The 14,886-nt window shown below is 51.3% G+C and carries 12 protein-coding genes and 2 tRNA genes; 9 read left to right on the top strand and 5 right to left on the bottom strand.

Features of this window, described 5'->3' with window-relative positions; translation table 11 throughout:
• The first annotated feature begins 445 nt into the window (after positions 1 to 445).
• Positions 446 to 1,423 (top strand): elongation factor P--(R)-beta-lysine ligase, encoded by a 978-nt coding sequence (epmA, locus tag DCX48_10515; protein QXE14903.1) that lies wholly within the window; start codon positions 446 to 448, stop codon positions 1,421 to 1,423.
• 83 nt (positions 1,424 to 1,506) lie between these two features.
• Here epmA and mscM read toward each other — a convergent pair whose 3' ends face one another.
• From mscM to rsgA, 3 genes are all read right to left on the bottom strand, one after another.
• Positions 1,507 to 4,830: a miniconductance mechanosensitive channel MscM gene (mscM, locus tag DCX48_10510; GenBank protein QXE14902.1), complete on the bottom strand. Its 3,324-nt coding sequence runs from the start codon at positions 4,828 to 4,830 to the stop codon at positions 1,507 to 1,509.
• 54 nt (positions 4,831 to 4,884) lie between these two features.
• The gene (gene psd, locus DCX48_10505; GenBank protein ID QXE14901.1) at positions 4,885 to 5,910 is read right to left on the bottom strand and encodes a phosphatidylserine decarboxylase; all 1,026 of its coding nucleotides are present in this window, start codon (positions 5,908 to 5,910) and stop codon (positions 4,885 to 4,887) included.
• Positions 5,911 to 6,053: 143 nt separating this feature from the next.
• Positions 6,054 to 7,103, bottom strand: a complete 1,050-nt coding sequence (gene rsgA, locus DCX48_10500) for a small ribosomal subunit biogenesis GTPase RsgA (GenBank protein ID QXE14900.1) — start codon at positions 7,101 to 7,103, stop codon at positions 6,054 to 6,056.
• Positions 7,104 to 7,410: 307 nt separating this feature from the next.
• Between rsgA and DCX48_10495 the strand changes: the two genes are divergently transcribed.
• The 4 genes from DCX48_10495 to DCX48_10480 all read left to right on the top strand — a co-directional run bounded on the left by DCX48_10495 (position 7,411) and on the right by DCX48_10480 (position 9,465).
• The gene (locus DCX48_10495; protein ID QXE14899.1) at positions 7,411 to 7,953 is read left to right on the top strand and encodes an oligoribonuclease; all 543 of its coding nucleotides are present in this window, start codon (positions 7,411 to 7,413) and stop codon (positions 7,951 to 7,953) included.
• Positions 7,954 to 8,147: 194 nt separating this feature from the next.
• Positions 8,148 to 8,223: transfer RNA gene (locus DCX48_10490), tRNA-Gly, on the top strand.
• A gap of 76 nt (positions 8,224 to 8,299) precedes the next feature.
• Positions 8,300 to 8,375 (top strand) — tRNA-Gly (locus DCX48_10485).
• A gap of 544 nt (positions 8,376 to 8,919) precedes the next feature.
• Complete coding sequence (locus DCX48_10480) at positions 8,920 to 9,465, top strand: hypothetical protein (GenBank protein ID QXE14898.1); 546 nt, start codon at positions 8,920 to 8,922, stop codon at positions 9,463 to 9,465.
• 51 nt (positions 9,466 to 9,516) lie between these two features.
• On the opposite strand, the gene DCX48_10475 is transcribed toward DCX48_10480, so the two are convergent.
• Both DCX48_10475 and DCX48_10470 read right to left on the bottom strand, forming a co-directional pair.
• Entirely contained in the window at positions 9,517 to 10,152 is a 636-nt protein-coding gene (locus DCX48_10475; protein ID QXE14897.1) for a cupin domain-containing protein, read from the bottom strand.
• A 10-nt stretch (positions 10,153 to 10,162) separates the two neighbouring features.
• Positions 10,163 to 11,002, bottom strand: a complete 840-nt coding sequence (locus DCX48_10470; GenBank protein ID QXE14896.1) for an alpha/beta hydrolase — start codon at positions 11,000 to 11,002, stop codon at positions 10,163 to 10,165.
• Between the two features lie 47 nt (positions 11,003 to 11,049).
• Between DCX48_10470 and DCX48_10465 the strand changes: the two genes are divergently transcribed.
• The 4 genes from DCX48_10465 to DCX48_10450 all read left to right on the top strand — a co-directional run bounded on the left by DCX48_10465 (position 11,050) and on the right by DCX48_10450 (position 14,875).
• Positions 11,050 to 11,373 carry an ArsR family transcriptional regulator gene (locus DCX48_10465; protein ID QXE14895.1) on the top strand — a complete coding sequence of 108 codons (324 nt, stop codon included), beginning with the start codon at positions 11,050 to 11,052 and terminating at the stop codon, positions 11,371 to 11,373.
• 187 nt (positions 11,374 to 11,560) lie between these two features.
• Positions 11,561 to 12,793 (top strand): MFS transporter, encoded by a 1,233-nt coding sequence (locus tag DCX48_10460; protein ID QXE14894.1) that lies wholly within the window; start codon positions 11,561 to 11,563, stop codon positions 12,791 to 12,793.
• Positions 12,790 to 13,485: a noncanonical pyrimidine nucleotidase, YjjG family gene (locus DCX48_10455; protein ID QXE14893.1), complete on the top strand. Its 696-nt coding sequence runs from the start codon at positions 12,790 to 12,792 to the stop codon at positions 13,483 to 13,485. The genes DCX48_10460 and DCX48_10455 overlap by 4 nt, the downstream gene beginning before the upstream one ends.
• Before the next feature lie 370 nt (positions 13,486 to 13,855).
• Positions 13,856 to 14,875 (top strand): ABC transporter substrate-binding protein, encoded by a 1,020-nt coding sequence (locus DCX48_10450; GenBank protein QXE14892.1) that lies wholly within the window; start codon positions 13,856 to 13,858, stop codon positions 14,873 to 14,875.
• Positions 14,876 to 14,886 lie beyond the last annotated feature (11 nt).

The following is a 14,886-nucleotide window of genomic DNA, read 5'->3' as shown; positions in this document are numbered from 1 at the left end:
TAAGTTAAAATAAAAAAATAATATCTATTCGTTTCTGTCTTTATATCTGAGCTTAATATCAAACCCACTTAAAATTGTGTGATAGACGTATAAAGAATAGATAAACCTATAATTTTTGTGTGGGAATGATTATACCGAATTATAGGTAGGTGAAATTTGATGTGATCCTGCATTTTGTGGTTTTTTCAGCGAGTACCGTATTTATTGATAAAAACGTGATCGAAAGGCTTATTTACGGGGAAACGATGCTTTTATTTCTTTAATAACCCTTTTGAGAGGGATATAAAAAAATGATTCACTGGATATAATTTACGGATGCTATCTTTCTGCTGCCCCAGAAAGGGTAGGACATGCCTTGTTGAAAAGCGCATCCGGCTTTTTCCCGCTGGAAATTTGGGCTGATGCGGGTAGACTGCACCCCCTGTTTGACTTTGGAGTAAGAACCATGAGCGAGACGACAAGTTGGCAACCTAGTGCTTCTGTCGCTAATTTGTTGAAACGAGCGTCGATAGTTGCTGCTGTTCGACGTTTCTTCACCGATCGTGGAGTGCTGGAAGTCGAAACGCCAGCGATGAGCCAGGCGACGGTGACGGATGTTTTCTTATACCCGTTCCAAACCCGCTTCGTTGGTCCTGGGGCTGCGGATGGCATGACGCTGTATTTGATGACCAGCCCGGAATACCACATGAAGCGTCTGCTGGCTGCTGGCAGTGGGCCGATCTTTCAGCTGTGTCGCAGTTTCCGCAACGAAGAATCGGGCCGACACCACAATCCAGAATTCACCATGCTGGAATGGTATCGCCCTCATTATGATATGTACCGCCTGATGAATGAGGTCGATGACCTGTTACAGCAGGTGTTGGATTGTGAAAGCGCGGAAATGCTCTCCTATCAGCAGGCATTTTTACGCCATCTGGAGATCGATCCTCTGTCTGTTGATAAAGCGCAACTGCGCGAAGCGGCAGAAAAACTCGGGCTGGGCGATATCGCCTGTCGTGAAGACGATCGCGATTCGCTGGTGCAGATGTTGTTCACCTTCGGCGTTGAACCGAACATCGGGCGCGACAAGCCAGCGTTTGTCTACCATTTCCCGGCCACGCAAGCCTCGCTGGCAGAGATCAGCTCGGAAGACCATCGCGTTGCTGAGCGTTTTGAAGTCTATTTCAAAGGGATTGAGCTGGCGAATGGCTTCCGCGAATTGACCGATGCCGATGAGCAGCGTCAGCGCTTCGAGCAGGATAACCGCAAACGTGCTGCGCGTGGTTTATCGCAACAGCCGATTGATGAAAACCTGCTGGCGGCGCTGAAAAATGGTCTGCCAGAGTGTTCCGGTGTGGCGCTGGGTGTGGATCGTTTGATCATGCTGGCGCTGAAGGCTGAGAAGCTGAGTGACGTGATTGCGTTCTCCGTAGAGCGCGCGTAGCAATCGTTATGTAATCAATCTGTATGTAATCACAATCCTGATGCAGGGCGGTGCCACATCTGGCCGCCGCCCGTTTTCCTCTCTTATAAGCTGCCCGGCGTCCGCTGCCGTGGTGTCAGCGTTTTTCCACTGCGCGACAGATTGTCCATTTTCACCTGGAACGGTGGGAAAGGAAGTTCCAGATTATGCTTGCGGTAGTTTTCCAGAATCAGCTGATGAAGTTCGTGGCGCAGCGGCATACGGTGCCCCATTTCGGCGGCGAAAACACGCAGCTCGAAAATCTGAATTCCCTGTTGCAGGTCAACCAGGAAAGCTTCGGGTTCTGGTGTATCGAGGATTAGTGAACAACGCTTCACTGCGTCCATGAGCAGCTCTGTGACTTCCTGACTGTTCGCATTCGCCGGAGCAGGCACCGTCATCACAACACGCGTAACCGAATCCGACAGCGACCAGTTGATAAACTGCTCGGTGATAAACGCCTTGTTCGGAACAATGATCTCTTTGCGATCCCAGTCGGAAATCGTAGTGGCGCGGGTATTAATGCGCATGACGCTACCCGTGAGATCGCGAATCGTAACCGTATCGCCGATGCGGATCGGTTTCTCGAACAGAATGATCAGGCCGGAGATAAAGTTGGCGAAGATTTCCTGCAAACCAAACCCAAGCCCTACACCCAGCGCAGCAACGAGCCATTGCAGTTTCGACCATTCGATCCCAATGAGTGAGAACCCCATCAGGCAGCCGATCAGCATCAGAATATATTTGCTGATAGTGGTAATGGCATAGCCGCTGCCCGGCGACAGATCCAGATGTTGCAGGATCGCCAGCTCCAGCAGGGCGGGCAGGTTACGCACCAGCTGCGCGGTAACAATGAAAATCAGAATGGCGATGAGCACGGACCCCAGCGTAATCGCCTGCACGCTCTCCACGCCTTTGACCGTGCTAGAGACATCCCACAGGCTGATATTTTCCAGGAATGCGAAGGCCGAATGGATTTCTGACCACAGCGCGATCACAGAAACCAGCGCGATCAGCGTCAGAATGGATCGTACTAACTGCAAGGATTTGGCGCTGATAGCATCCAGATCGACAACAGGTTCTTCCACGGCTTCCGAGCTGCTTTCATGGGATGATGCAGACTGCGTATCTTCTTCACCTTTGGCACGCTGCGCCAGAATTTCCGAACGCCGTTGCTTGGCGCGGTCGAAGGCGATGCGACGTCGCTGAATCAGCATCCAACGGCGAATAATGTGGTAAACCACCAGCAGGAAGAACCAGATGGAGACGGAGGTTTCCAGTCGCGCTAACAGCGCCTGTGCGGTCGCCAGATAGCCGATGCAGGAGGCCAGCGCGGCAACCAGTGGCACACCAATGAGGATGTTCCACATCGCGCGGTTAACGGAATTTTCTCCCGAGCCTTCTTTATCCAGATATAGCGGGATACCGGCGCGTTTTAATCCGGCGGTGACCAGACTCAACGCCATACAGAGAAGGATGAAGCAGAGCCGCCCCAGCGTGCTGGAGAATTCGCGATCGTTGAGTTTATCGAAGGTAATCAGCGCCATAATCAGCGGCACGATAAAGGCGATGGAGAGGCGATAATAGCGCATCGCTCTGGCTACGTGCTCTGGCGACCAGCGGAAGTGGACAATAAACAGCCCCTGTGGGTGCGAGAACGAGGCGCTGATCATCACCAGCCACATTAACGGCACGGTGGCGGTCACGCTGTCGCCGATGGCAACAGCAATCGGGTAAGGCCAGGCGTTTTGCAGCCCGTATCCTAACGCCGCCCAGAGCACCGGCAGCGGCAGGGCAGTAAGGAGGGACCAGAATACGGTACGCAGCGTCAGCATAAAGTGATCGAGCGTGACCTTGCCGACACGGCTGCTGGCGCGTTCCATAAAGGCATGATAATGACGGCGGGAGCTTATGCTGAAGCCCACCAGCAGCAATGCGCCCATCAGCGGCAACACGGTTTCCTGACTGGTCACCATCATCACGAGTGCGCTACCCAGTTGCGTCAACGTATCCAGTGACAGCAGACGCGTCAGATCCTGCACCAGGTTGAGCGGATAGGCGAACGTCACGGGCTCAACATCAGCGACCCAGAACAGATCGCGGTGGGCCGCTTCGCGTGTTTCGGTCAATGCATCCGCCAACTGGTTATTGGCGACTTTAAGTTTGGTCAATTCGAGTATCTGTGTGTCACAGCCGGAGATCAGCGAAGTCAGCAGATCGCGCTGGGTGCGCATCTGATCGGTCAGAATACGCTGCTGTGCACTGGTCAACGGATCGCCGTTATCTTGTTTGACGTTATCAATATCTTGCGGTTTATTGATCAGGTCTTCGAAGTGCAGGCGCTGTACGCGCAGCTGCGCCATGTCGCTATCCAGCAACTGAGGTTTAGGCATTTCCGGCAGGCGAGCGATCTGGGCGCGTAATGTTTCTCCCAATATCGGTGAAACACCGAGCCACTGTGCCTGTTCGCGAATGGTACTCAGCGCCTGACGAACCTGAATTGTATGCGTCGCTGCCTGACGTTGCTGAGAGGCGATAAGGTCCATCCGCTGCGCCTGTTGATTCAGTGCGACGGAGAGCTCACGGTTAATCTGTAACTGCTTGCTGATGACGGCGGGTAAATCACCACTTTGTTCAGCGAGGAGCTCTGTGCGTTCTAATGCCTGCTCGGCTTCACGCTGGCGCAGGTTGTTGAGTCGGCTGCGTAGATCCTGTTGCAGCAGATCCAGCCTGTCGTGACGCTTTTTATACAGCTCGACGCGTAAACGAGACAGCTCCTGACGGTTACTGGCTGAAAGCTGCGCCAGCTCCAGTTCATCCACCCGGCTTTTGCGCAGTGCGGATTCGGCCTGAAGTGCGACGAGCTGCGCTTGCCCCAGCGGGGCAGCGGGCGTACCGAGAGACTGAATACGGCGTTCCGCATCGCTTTGCATTCGGCTAGCTTCAGTTTGCTGCTGCGGAAGCTGGCTCAGTGAATCGCCAATTTCACGCAGCCGATCCTGTTCCTGCTGGAGCTGGCGGGCCTGTTCCAACAACTGGCTGCTTGTTTGCAGCAACTGCTGTTCGAGATCGTTGCTGGAGAGATTCTCTGAAATCGACGACGATTTGCCATCTTCTGCATTAAGCTGGCGACGTAGCTCTTGAACCAGCTTGGGGAAATCATCAATGACGCGCTGATACTGTGTGGCGCGTTCCTGCGCCTCTTTGCGATCCTGTAAGGTATTCAGTGCAGACTGATATTCCTCGACGATTTTCGCCTGATCGGCCGCGCCTTTATTGGCTTCCGCCTGCTGTAGCTGCTGGCGTAACTGAGCCTCATTGGGCACAGAGGCAGCCAACGCGGCGGTTGATAATAAACATCCCAGAAGAAAAGTCAGAATCAAACGCACGTTAGCTACCTTTTACAAACAACACTTTTACAAGCGACTAAAGTCGGACATTATTTACGGTGCATCGGGCTTGTGGCCCGTCTGACCGGATACTTCTGCCGCAGGATTTTGCCCATCGGCCTGAACAGGCTCAGACGTTGCAGCGACAGGCGGTTGTGCTGCATCGTTTTCTTCCAGCTCGGTTCCTTCTGGGAAGACAACAGGCGTTTGCTCATCCTGACGGACTTCGGCAAACGGTTCACCCATACGGGTCACGCTCATGGTATTAAGATGTGCGGCAAACTGAAGGTCGCCTGCGGTAAACAGGTTAATCACGGTTGAGCCCAGTTTGAAGCGACCCATTTCTTCGCCTTTCGCCAGTACGACCGCGCCTTCTTCGCCCGCCTGCGGGTAAGTCCAACGCTTGATGATGCCTTCGCGCGGTGGCGTCACCACGCCTGCCCATACGGTTTCGATGCTGCCGACAATGGTTGCACCGACCAGAATTTGTGCCAGTGGGCCAAATTCAGTATCAAACAGGCAAATGACACGTTCGTTACGAGCGAACAGATTCGGCACATTATCTGCCGTCAGCAGGTTGACAGAGAACAGGTCACCCGGGACGTAAATCATTTCGCGCAGCACGCCGTCACACGGCATGTGGAGGCGGTGATAATCTCGAGGCGAAAGATAAATGGTAGCAAATAGGCCGTCGCGGAACAGATCGGCCATCGTATAGTTGCCAGCCAGCAGCGCTTCTAAGGTGTAGTCGTGATTCTTCGCCTGAATCAGCTTGCCGTTGGTAATCGGGCCAAACTGCGACAGCACGCCGTCTGCGGGCTGCACCAGACGATGCGCATGTGGATCGACAGGGCGAATGCCAGGACGCAGTGGGCGAACGAAAAATTCGTTAAACGTGCGATAGGAGGCGGTATCCGGTTGCAACGCTTCCTGCATGTTGACGTGGTATTGGCGGACAAACAGGTCGATCACCAGCTTGGTGAGTTTTCCTGCACGCTTATTTGCTCCCCAGCCCGCTAAGCGGGTCAGCCAGATCTTGGGAAGCCAATACTGTAATTTGATTTTGATATTATCCAGCACAGTGAGCCTCTTGGATTAATAGTGCGCCATAAAAAAGCTGTCTGGGGAACACGCTTGACACTGCCAGCGGTAACCCAGAAAGGGAGTAAGCGGATTCACTTACCCTCAAAGGGGGCGCATTGTACCGATGGTCATGATAAATGTCAGTTATCTGTATCCGAAAAGCCTTTACGCATTTTTACTTGCGTCATACTTTCCAGAATCCGGTGATAGTTATCAAAGCGCTCTCTAGCAATATCTCCGCGCTCACGTGCGGCATTAATCGCGCAGCCCGGATCGTTTTCATGTTTACAATCGCGGAACTTACATGAGCCGATGTATTCACGTAACTCAATGAAACCACTGGTAACCTGTTCGGGTTCCAGATGCCACAAACCAAATTCACGCACGCCCGGTGAGTCGATCACGTCGCCGCCGTGCGGGAAGTGATAAAGTCGGGAAGCGGTGGTGGTGTGTTGTCCCAATCCTGAGTTATCAGAAACCTCATTGACCAGAATGCGTTTTTCACCCAGCGCGAGCAGCGCGTTAAGCAGGCTGGATTTCCCTACGCCTGATTGTCCGGCGAAAATACTGATACGGTCGGTTAAGGCCTGCTCCAGTTCGGGAATACCCTGTTGGGTATGGCTGGAAACCATTAACACGCGATACTTGAGCGCGCGGTAAATATCCATCGATTTATCAACTAACTGGCGGGATTTTTCATCCAGTAGGTCAATTTTGTTCAGCACGATAAGCGGTTCGACCTCCAGCGTTTCGCAGGCGACCAGGTAGCGATCGATGATGTTCAGCGACAGTTCGGGCAAGATCGCTGAGACGATCACGATCTGATCGATATTGGCGGCGATCGGTTTAATGCCATCGTAATAGTCAGGGCGTGTCAGTACGGAATGACGAGGGTGAACGGCTTCCACGATCCCGCTGATGCCAGCGAGCGATTCATGGCCGGGGCGCCAGACGACGCGGTCGCCCGTTACCAGCGATGAAATGGTCCGACGAATGTTGCAGCGGCGCACCACGCCATCGGTGGCTTCTACATCGGCATGCATGCCGAATCGGCTGATGATAATGCCTTCCTGCGCATCGCCCAGTTGGCTATCTTCCCATTCAACTTTGCTTTCCGTTTTTTTCAGGCGACGCTGGTGGTTGGCGCTAACCCGACGCTGCTGACCTTTCGACAGTTTCTTTTTGCTCACTGAGCCTCACTTAAGACGATTTATCGTTCGCGGCAGTGCGTTATCGCCCGCTGCGTTTTAACAGACTATACCCGTCATACTTCAAGCTGCATGTGCGTTGGCTTCCTCGCTCCCCCCAGTCACTTACTGGTGTAAGCTCCTGAGGATTTACTGTGTCGCCGCCTTCCTGCAACTCGAATTATTTAGGGTGTATAATACACCCTATTTGATTTTAATTAACTGATACCACCTTGTCGGTATCAGCATTGAGATTGATACTGGTATCCTTGTATCGACGACAAGGCACAATGCAACAGGAACTCCCACGATGGTAGATGAAAATAACCTGATCTGGATCGATCTTGAGATGACCGGCCTGAACCCGGATCACGATCGCATCATTGAGATCGCAACATTGGTTACGGATGCAAATCTGAACGTGTTGGCCGAAGGACCGGTACTGGCGGTGCATCAGTCGGATAGCCAACTGGCGCTGATGGATGACTGGAATGTGCGCACGCACGGTGCCAGCGGCTTGACGGATCGCGTCAAAGTCAGCACCGCAGATGAACGCGCCGCCGAGCTGGAAACGCTGGCGTTTCTACAAAAGTGGGTGCCTGCGGGTAAATCACCGATCTGCGGTAACAGCATCGGTCAGGATCGCCGTTTCCTATTCCGCTATATGCCAGAGCTGGAAGCCTACTTCCATTACCGCTATCTGGATGTCAGCACGCTCAAAGAGCTGGCACGACGCTGGAAGCCGGAAATCATGGCGGGTTTTAAGAAGCAAGGCACGCATCAGGCAATGGACGACATTCGTGAATCACTGGCGGAACTGGCCTATTACCGTGAGAATTTTCTGCGGCTGTAGGTTAAGCAAGACGGGCAGGGCGTGATATGCCGCAATTTTGCTGCTATTTACGCCATGATGTCGGTTTTATCAGCAGTCAGACGATTTTTCATTTTCGGGGGCTTGCGGTTAAACGGATTTCTCGTATAATGCGCACCCCATACCGATGAAGAATTTCAATTAAAGAACTTCAACATCGTATGTAGATTTCCCGAGCGGGAATAGCTCAGTTGGTAGAGCACGACCTTGCCAAGGTCGGGGTCGCGAGTTCGAGTCTCGTTTCCCGCTCCAAGTTTTCTCACTGCTTGTCACCATACAAGCTGTGTGCAGTAATCAGACATAACGCCTGTTATTGTCTGTCCGATATGCGGGAATAGCTCAGTTGGTAGAGCACGACCTTGCCAAGGTCGGGGTCGCGAGTTCGAGTCTCGTTTCCCGCTCCAATCTTTTAGTCTCTCTTTTTGATTACATCATCACTCTCCTTGCCGTGTATAAAACCTGTTCAACTCTTTTTTGTCATGCATTTTTCGTTGTGTAAAAATACAGATCGTACGCTACGTCGCATACCGACCTTGTGGTATCCCCAATCTTCTACTCGATGAGCATTCTTGGCTTTACATTCGAGTTGCGCCTTGAACGTTGATATTATAGATAAATAATTTCATCAAATGCTTAGCTTGATTATATTTATTCTGATATTCGTTTTTATTTTATTTTTGCGTCGATTTGATTTTGACGTAATATTTAAATTTGACTATGTTTATAACCAGAATGCATTTGTAAAAAACACATCATTCAAAATTAAACTGGCTGTTATCATCTTTTTTTTGTTATTTGTTTTTTCTATTCTATTTTTCCTGGGAAATATCATTTAAATTTCATGAAGCATTCCAGTTGTTTATTTAATAACTAACGGATTTATTTAATAACTAACAGATTGTTATCATGGATCATAGGGTTTCCCTGTAGATAAAAGAGGATAGAAAAATGAATGCAATGAATCGCTCTATTTTACACGTTGTAGCAACCGCGGCTTTGGTGATGAGCGGGTTTGCTCAGGCTGATGATATGGCAAAAGCACATACCGGAAAAGAACAACTTGAATTAAAACATATCCATGCCGTCCTGCAAAATGGAACGTCCAGCCCGCAGCACGATGTAATGTGTGAGAAACAGCTGAATATGCCTGAATCAAAATATATGGGCATGAAAGTGACAACAGAATATAACATTAATACCCAATCAATGATGATGTCAGCGAAGTCTATGTTCCCTTCACCTCACAGTACACAGCCAATGGAATTAACGGCGGATTTATCAGCCTTGGGTCTATCTGATAGCTATTCATTTGGCGCATTTAGCCCCAGTGTTTTACCCGACTCTTATATTCTTTTCTCTCTTGATAAAAAAATGAAAAACCCAGTGAGTACTTTCATGATTATTAATAAGAATGAAACTTACAATTGTGTTATTAGCAGCTCAATGAATGGGTTAAGTAAAGATGAAATGAAAAGCATTGAGATGAAGAAATAATAACTCTTTATTTTCTACCGTAAATTGCAGGCGATAACCTGCAATTTACGTCTATTCACACGCCTCAGGCAGCCATTCAGAGGGCGAACAGATATCACCGTGCCAAATGTATAACGCGAGCATCGGCTCTTCTTGTGCCTGAGTCGCATGTGTAATACCGCTAGGGTGAAAAATTAACTCACCGGGTTGGCGCGGAAAATAATCCTCATTCCCCATCGACCATAAACCCGTGCCAGCCAGAGGAAGGTAAATCTCCGTTGCGGGGTGGCAGTGCGCTGGATAATGCGTTTCTGGCGCAATGAGCGTCAACCCTATCGCTAAATGAGAAGATACCCAGAGATCGTCAGGTCCGACGAATTGCGTAAAGGCGACTTTTTCGTCCAGATACGGAAACTCGGGATGCGGGGTGTAATCAAAGTTCCAGCTTAATTCTGGGGCTAATAACCTGATCATTGAGCATATTTCTCTGTCTCCCAATGTTTCCCCGATTTTCAACGTTTGTTCAAGATAATCAACCGCAGGCAGATGCACAGCGGTACTCGGTCGCATATTTTTTTCTGGTCGGGAAGGCCAGCCGTTGACGGTTGGGGCGACATCCTTACGTAAATGCGGATCTATGAGTATCGAGACTAACCGCTTATGTATCGTGAAGAGTAAGCGTTCGAGAATGTTGTCACTGCTGCTCATTAATGCCGCCTTATCGTGAGGATGACGTTCCCGCCCGTTTTAGCAGCAAGGAATACATAGATTGAACAATGGCTTCGGGGGCATCTTCCTGTACAAGGTGCCCTGCGTTTTTGACGATCTGTAAAGGCGAATCGCCAAGTCGATGTGCTAGACGTTTGCCGACCTCAAGTGGTATCCACTCATCCTGCTCGCCCCATAACATATTCACTGGACAATCAAGCTCGGTGAGCAAGGGTTCAATGTCGTTGGTATAGCATTGATCCATCTGCGCTATTTGCCGATAAAAAGCGGCTTGCCCGACTTCTCCCTGCCACGGTGACATGTAAATGTTCAGCGCTTCTTCCGATAACGGCTGATAAGCCGCGCCCTGCAAATAAGCGCTGAGTAACGCATCGTGAGCGTATTTCGGCAGGCCGGTGAAGGCATCCTGATGTTTTCTGACATGTGTCACAAAGGGCGAGCCCCACGGGGAAATCGCGACCGCATCAAACAGCGTCAGCGAGGCATAACGGAGACCTTGCAGGAAATAGCCACGTAGCGCCGTCGCTCCGCCGAAATCATGGCAAAGTATGTCGGGTCGCGTCAGCTTCCATTCTTTCAGGAGTGCGGCCAGTAGTCGGTCCTGCACGCCAAGCGATACCTGCTGTCCGGCAGATTTATGTGATTGCCCGTAGCCCACCATGTCGTAGTAATAAACGGTCCAATGGGAGGAGATCAGGGGAGCGATACGTCGCCATACCTGAGAAGAAAAGGGTGTACCGTGAATCAGCACCAGCGCGGGTCCTTGACCCATGCATCCCCAGGCAACAGGCTGATCTTCGAAAATAAAGTTATGTTTCAGTTCAAGCATGTTATCATCATATTCAATGTTAGCTATGTGACTATATGATACAAAAGATGAGCGAGAGATCAACCCAAGTCAAAGCATTAGCCAGTGAACCACGATTGGAAATCCTCCGGCTGCTTAAGCATCCGCAACAATATTTTAGTGGGCAGACGTCAGCCGATCCGCAGGAATTTGGTGTGTGTATTACGTTGATCGCCGATGCGTTGCATATCGCCCAACCGACAGCCAGCCGACATGTCGATCTGTTGCGGCAGGCAGGTTTCATTACGGTAAAACGCTATCAGAAATGGACGTACTGCCAGAGAAATGAAGCGGCTTTGGCGGATTACATTCAGTGGCTGGCTGAAGAACTGTGCGGGAAAACAGAAGGTTGATCGCTGCCTGACTTAAGGCTTGGCTGGATGGCGTTCAACACGTCATAGGGCGTTTCCTCGCGACAATGCCAGCCCGTGTCGATCATCATGTTATCTGTTTGTATAAGGATGTGATGCTATCATCGCTATTCAGGTGGAAAAAAATTAGTGTGCCACGACAGGCCTGCGTTACAGGTAAATAATAATTTTGAGTGCAAATCGAATCCAAACTCCGTCTCTCCCCGTGTCAAAGCTCCTCGCTCTTGCGACAGCCGCGTTTCTGACCTTACTGACCGAGATTATGCCAGCAGGGCTCCTTAGTTCGATCGCTACGGGCCTGGACGTTTCCGAAAGTCTGGCTGGTCAGTTCATCACCGCGTTTGCTCTGGGGGCGCTTTTATCCGCGATTCCCGCTACGGCACTGACGCGGGGAATGCGGCGTAAGCCTCTGTTGCTTGTAGCAATTAGCGGATTTGCCGTCGTTAATGCGGTGACCGCATTTTCGGACAACTACGTTTTATCACTGGCCGCCCGCTTTGTTGCTGGTCTGTTTGGCGGCGTGGTCTGGTCGATGCTTGCCGGGTACGCATCCCGTATGGTTCCCCGTTGGTTACTCGGGCGTGCAATCGCTATTGTCGGTGCGGGCTCTACGGCTGCGTTGGTTCTCGGCGTACCGATTGGCGGCCTTCTCGGGTCAGCGATCGGCTGGCAGGGGGCGTTTGGATTAGTGTCGATTATCGCGGTGTTCCTCGTCGTTTGGATCGCGCTTTTTGCTCCCGATTTTCCGGGTGAATCGGCTGATCAGCGGCTATCGCTGCCTCAGGTTGCCTCCAAGCGCGGCGTAGGGGCGACGCTTGCATTGATCCTCACTTATATCGTCACGCACAACATTCTTTATATTTACATCGAACCTTTCCTCGTAGCTTCTGCCATGGGGGACTGGCTCAACGGGGTACTGTTTATTTTCGGGGCTGGTGCGGTTTTTGGCCTTGTGCTGTCAGGCATCATAGTCGATGGGAACCTCAAGCGTCTCGGCCCTGCCGAAGTGCTGTTATTCGCTGCCGCGACCCTCCTTCTGGGCCTTTGGTCCGATGTACCGATCATTCTGGTTCTAGCAGTCTTTATGTGGGGAATGTCTTTCGGGGGATTCTCTGTTGTCACGCAAACGGCGATGACCCATCTTTCGTCTGATGCCGTGGACGTCGCACAGTCGATGTCTACTACATCGTGGAACACCGCCGTCGCTTCTGGAGGCGTCATCGGCGGATTGCTCCTCAGCAACGCAGGCCCGGGCGCGTTTCCGTGGGTGATGATCGGGCTATTGACGCTATCATTCATCGTTGTGATTCTGGGCGTTAACCGCGCGCTGATAGCCGCTAAGCCCGCGCAGTCCGTCTCCACCAAAAGCGATTCCTTGATTTCGAGTAACCAACATTTATGAAATACCGCCACTTCCTGTTTGACCTTGACGACACGCTGTTAGACTTCAAAGCCTCTGAGCGTCTTTCGTTCGCACGCACGCTGACAAACCTTGGTATCGATATTGAAAACACGACCCTGTTTGCAGACTATCAGCGTGAGAATTCCCAGCTATGGAGCAAGTTTGAGAAAGGGGAAATCACCAAAGATTTACTGAAAGTAGAGCGATTCCGTCGCACGTTCTGCCTTCATGGCATTGATATCGATCCCCATAAAGCGAGCAGCCTCTATTTGGAGTGCTTGCCTGAAACCGTGGTGTTGGTCGATGGCGCTGTCCAGATATGCGAAGCGCTTGCCGAGATCGGTGAGGTTGGCATTATTACCAACGGCATTGAGTATGTGCAGGCGAAGCGGGTAGCGAACTCGGGGCTGGCAGATTGGCTCACGTTTGTTGCTACCTCTGAGGCTTGCGGATTCGCGAAGCCGGACGCGCGCTTCTTTGAGTTCTCAGTCAGCAAGTTCAGCGCGTTTGAGAAAACCAAGGCGATCATCGTGGGAGACAGGCTTGATGCCGATATCCTGGGAGCGAACCTGTACGGCATAGACAGCTGCTGGTTCAATGCAAACGGAGCCGCCAACGATTCGGATATCGCGCCAACCTATGAGGCTGCAACGCTACGGGAGGTATTCACGCAGCTCAGCGCCAAGTCTTAAGCCGATACAAAGTACCATCGACGGCAATCAATTAATTTGCATTGGTTTGTCGTCGCTCTCCTCCACGAACCCAGCTTGCTGATCAACATTACCTCGCTTCTCTCTGGCCTGCTCGTCTCACTGCTCCCTCCATTCACTGCATCACTCGTAATGCATTTTTGTAACGTTTTGCCTTTTTTTGGTGCGCGCGATCCTGTCAGAACGGCGTGTTTACTGCGTTTTCACGGTGTCGGGAATCATGGCACGGCCTGTGCTTAGTCTTATATACCATCTTGTGTACAAGATGGCGCGACTCAGGCAATCGACCTGATCGGTTTTTTCAGGCTGGTGATTATCAGCTGTTGTTAGCTCACCGTTGAAGGGGAACACAATGAAAAATAACAATGACAAGATCGATCGTAAACGCAGGCAGTTAATGAAGTGGTCAGCCGTTAGCGCAGGGGCGCTGACGCTAAGCAGCTTGCTGCCGGGCATCGCTTTAGCCGCAGAGGGTGAGGAGATCCGCATTGGTTACTGGCCGATTGTTGGCGGCTTGCCTTTATATGTGGGCGTTGAACGCGGCTTTTTCAAAGAGGCGGGATTGAATGTTCGCGCCGTGAAATTCGCCAGCCCGCAACAGATTGTCGAAGGGATGATCACGGGGCGCATACACGGCTGCGCCAACGGTACGGCTACTGGCGCGTTGGGATTAGGGGAGATTACTTCCCCCGGTCTGTTCAAGATCATTTGCTCAAACCCTTCTAACCATCGGATGGTGTTGGATGAATTTCTGGTGCCGCTAAACAGCGACGTAAAAAGTATCGCAGAGCTGAGGGGCAAGCGTATCGCCTGTGGGCCGGGTATTCAGAATGTGGTCATGACCAAAATCATTCTGGAGAAGAATGGTTTTACGGCGGATGAACTGCGGGTGACGGAATTGCCCGTCGGACAACATGTAGCGGCGCTGGCCGCTGGACAAATTGACGGTGTTTATACTCTGGAACCTACTGGGACGGTCGGGCGGCTGAAGGGGCTGTCGCGTACGCTGGAAACGGGAGTGATCTCACGCTATGTGCTCGGTAACCCAGATGCGCCGTGGTTTGGTGGTGCGGCGGCGTTAAATAGTGGTTTTATCGAAAGTCGTGCTGCTGAGGCGAAGACCTTCACACAAGCCTATGCCAAATCGGTGCAGTTTATTCAGCAGAACCCTGATGCGGCTCGCGAAAACATTACCGGTTACACCAGTATTGAAGCCGAACTGAGTAAAGAGGTGCCTTTGCCGGGGTTCGTTATGTACGACGAACTAAAAGGCGACAATCTAGCGTGGTTCCAGAAGTTTTATGACGTGTTCACTGAAAGAAAAATCTTCCGGCAGCCGGTGGATGTTAGCAGCCTGATTTATCAGCCTTAAGGGAGGTGCGC

The sequence above is a fragment of the Pectobacterium atrosepticum genome, from assembly GCA_019056595.1.
In the GTDB taxonomy this organism is placed as follows: Bacteria; Pseudomonadota; Gammaproteobacteria; order Enterobacterales; family Enterobacteriaceae; genus Pectobacterium; species Pectobacterium atrosepticum.
The sequence above is the reverse complement of the archived record's forward strand: the minus strand, read 5'-3'. Positions and strand labels throughout refer to the sequence as shown.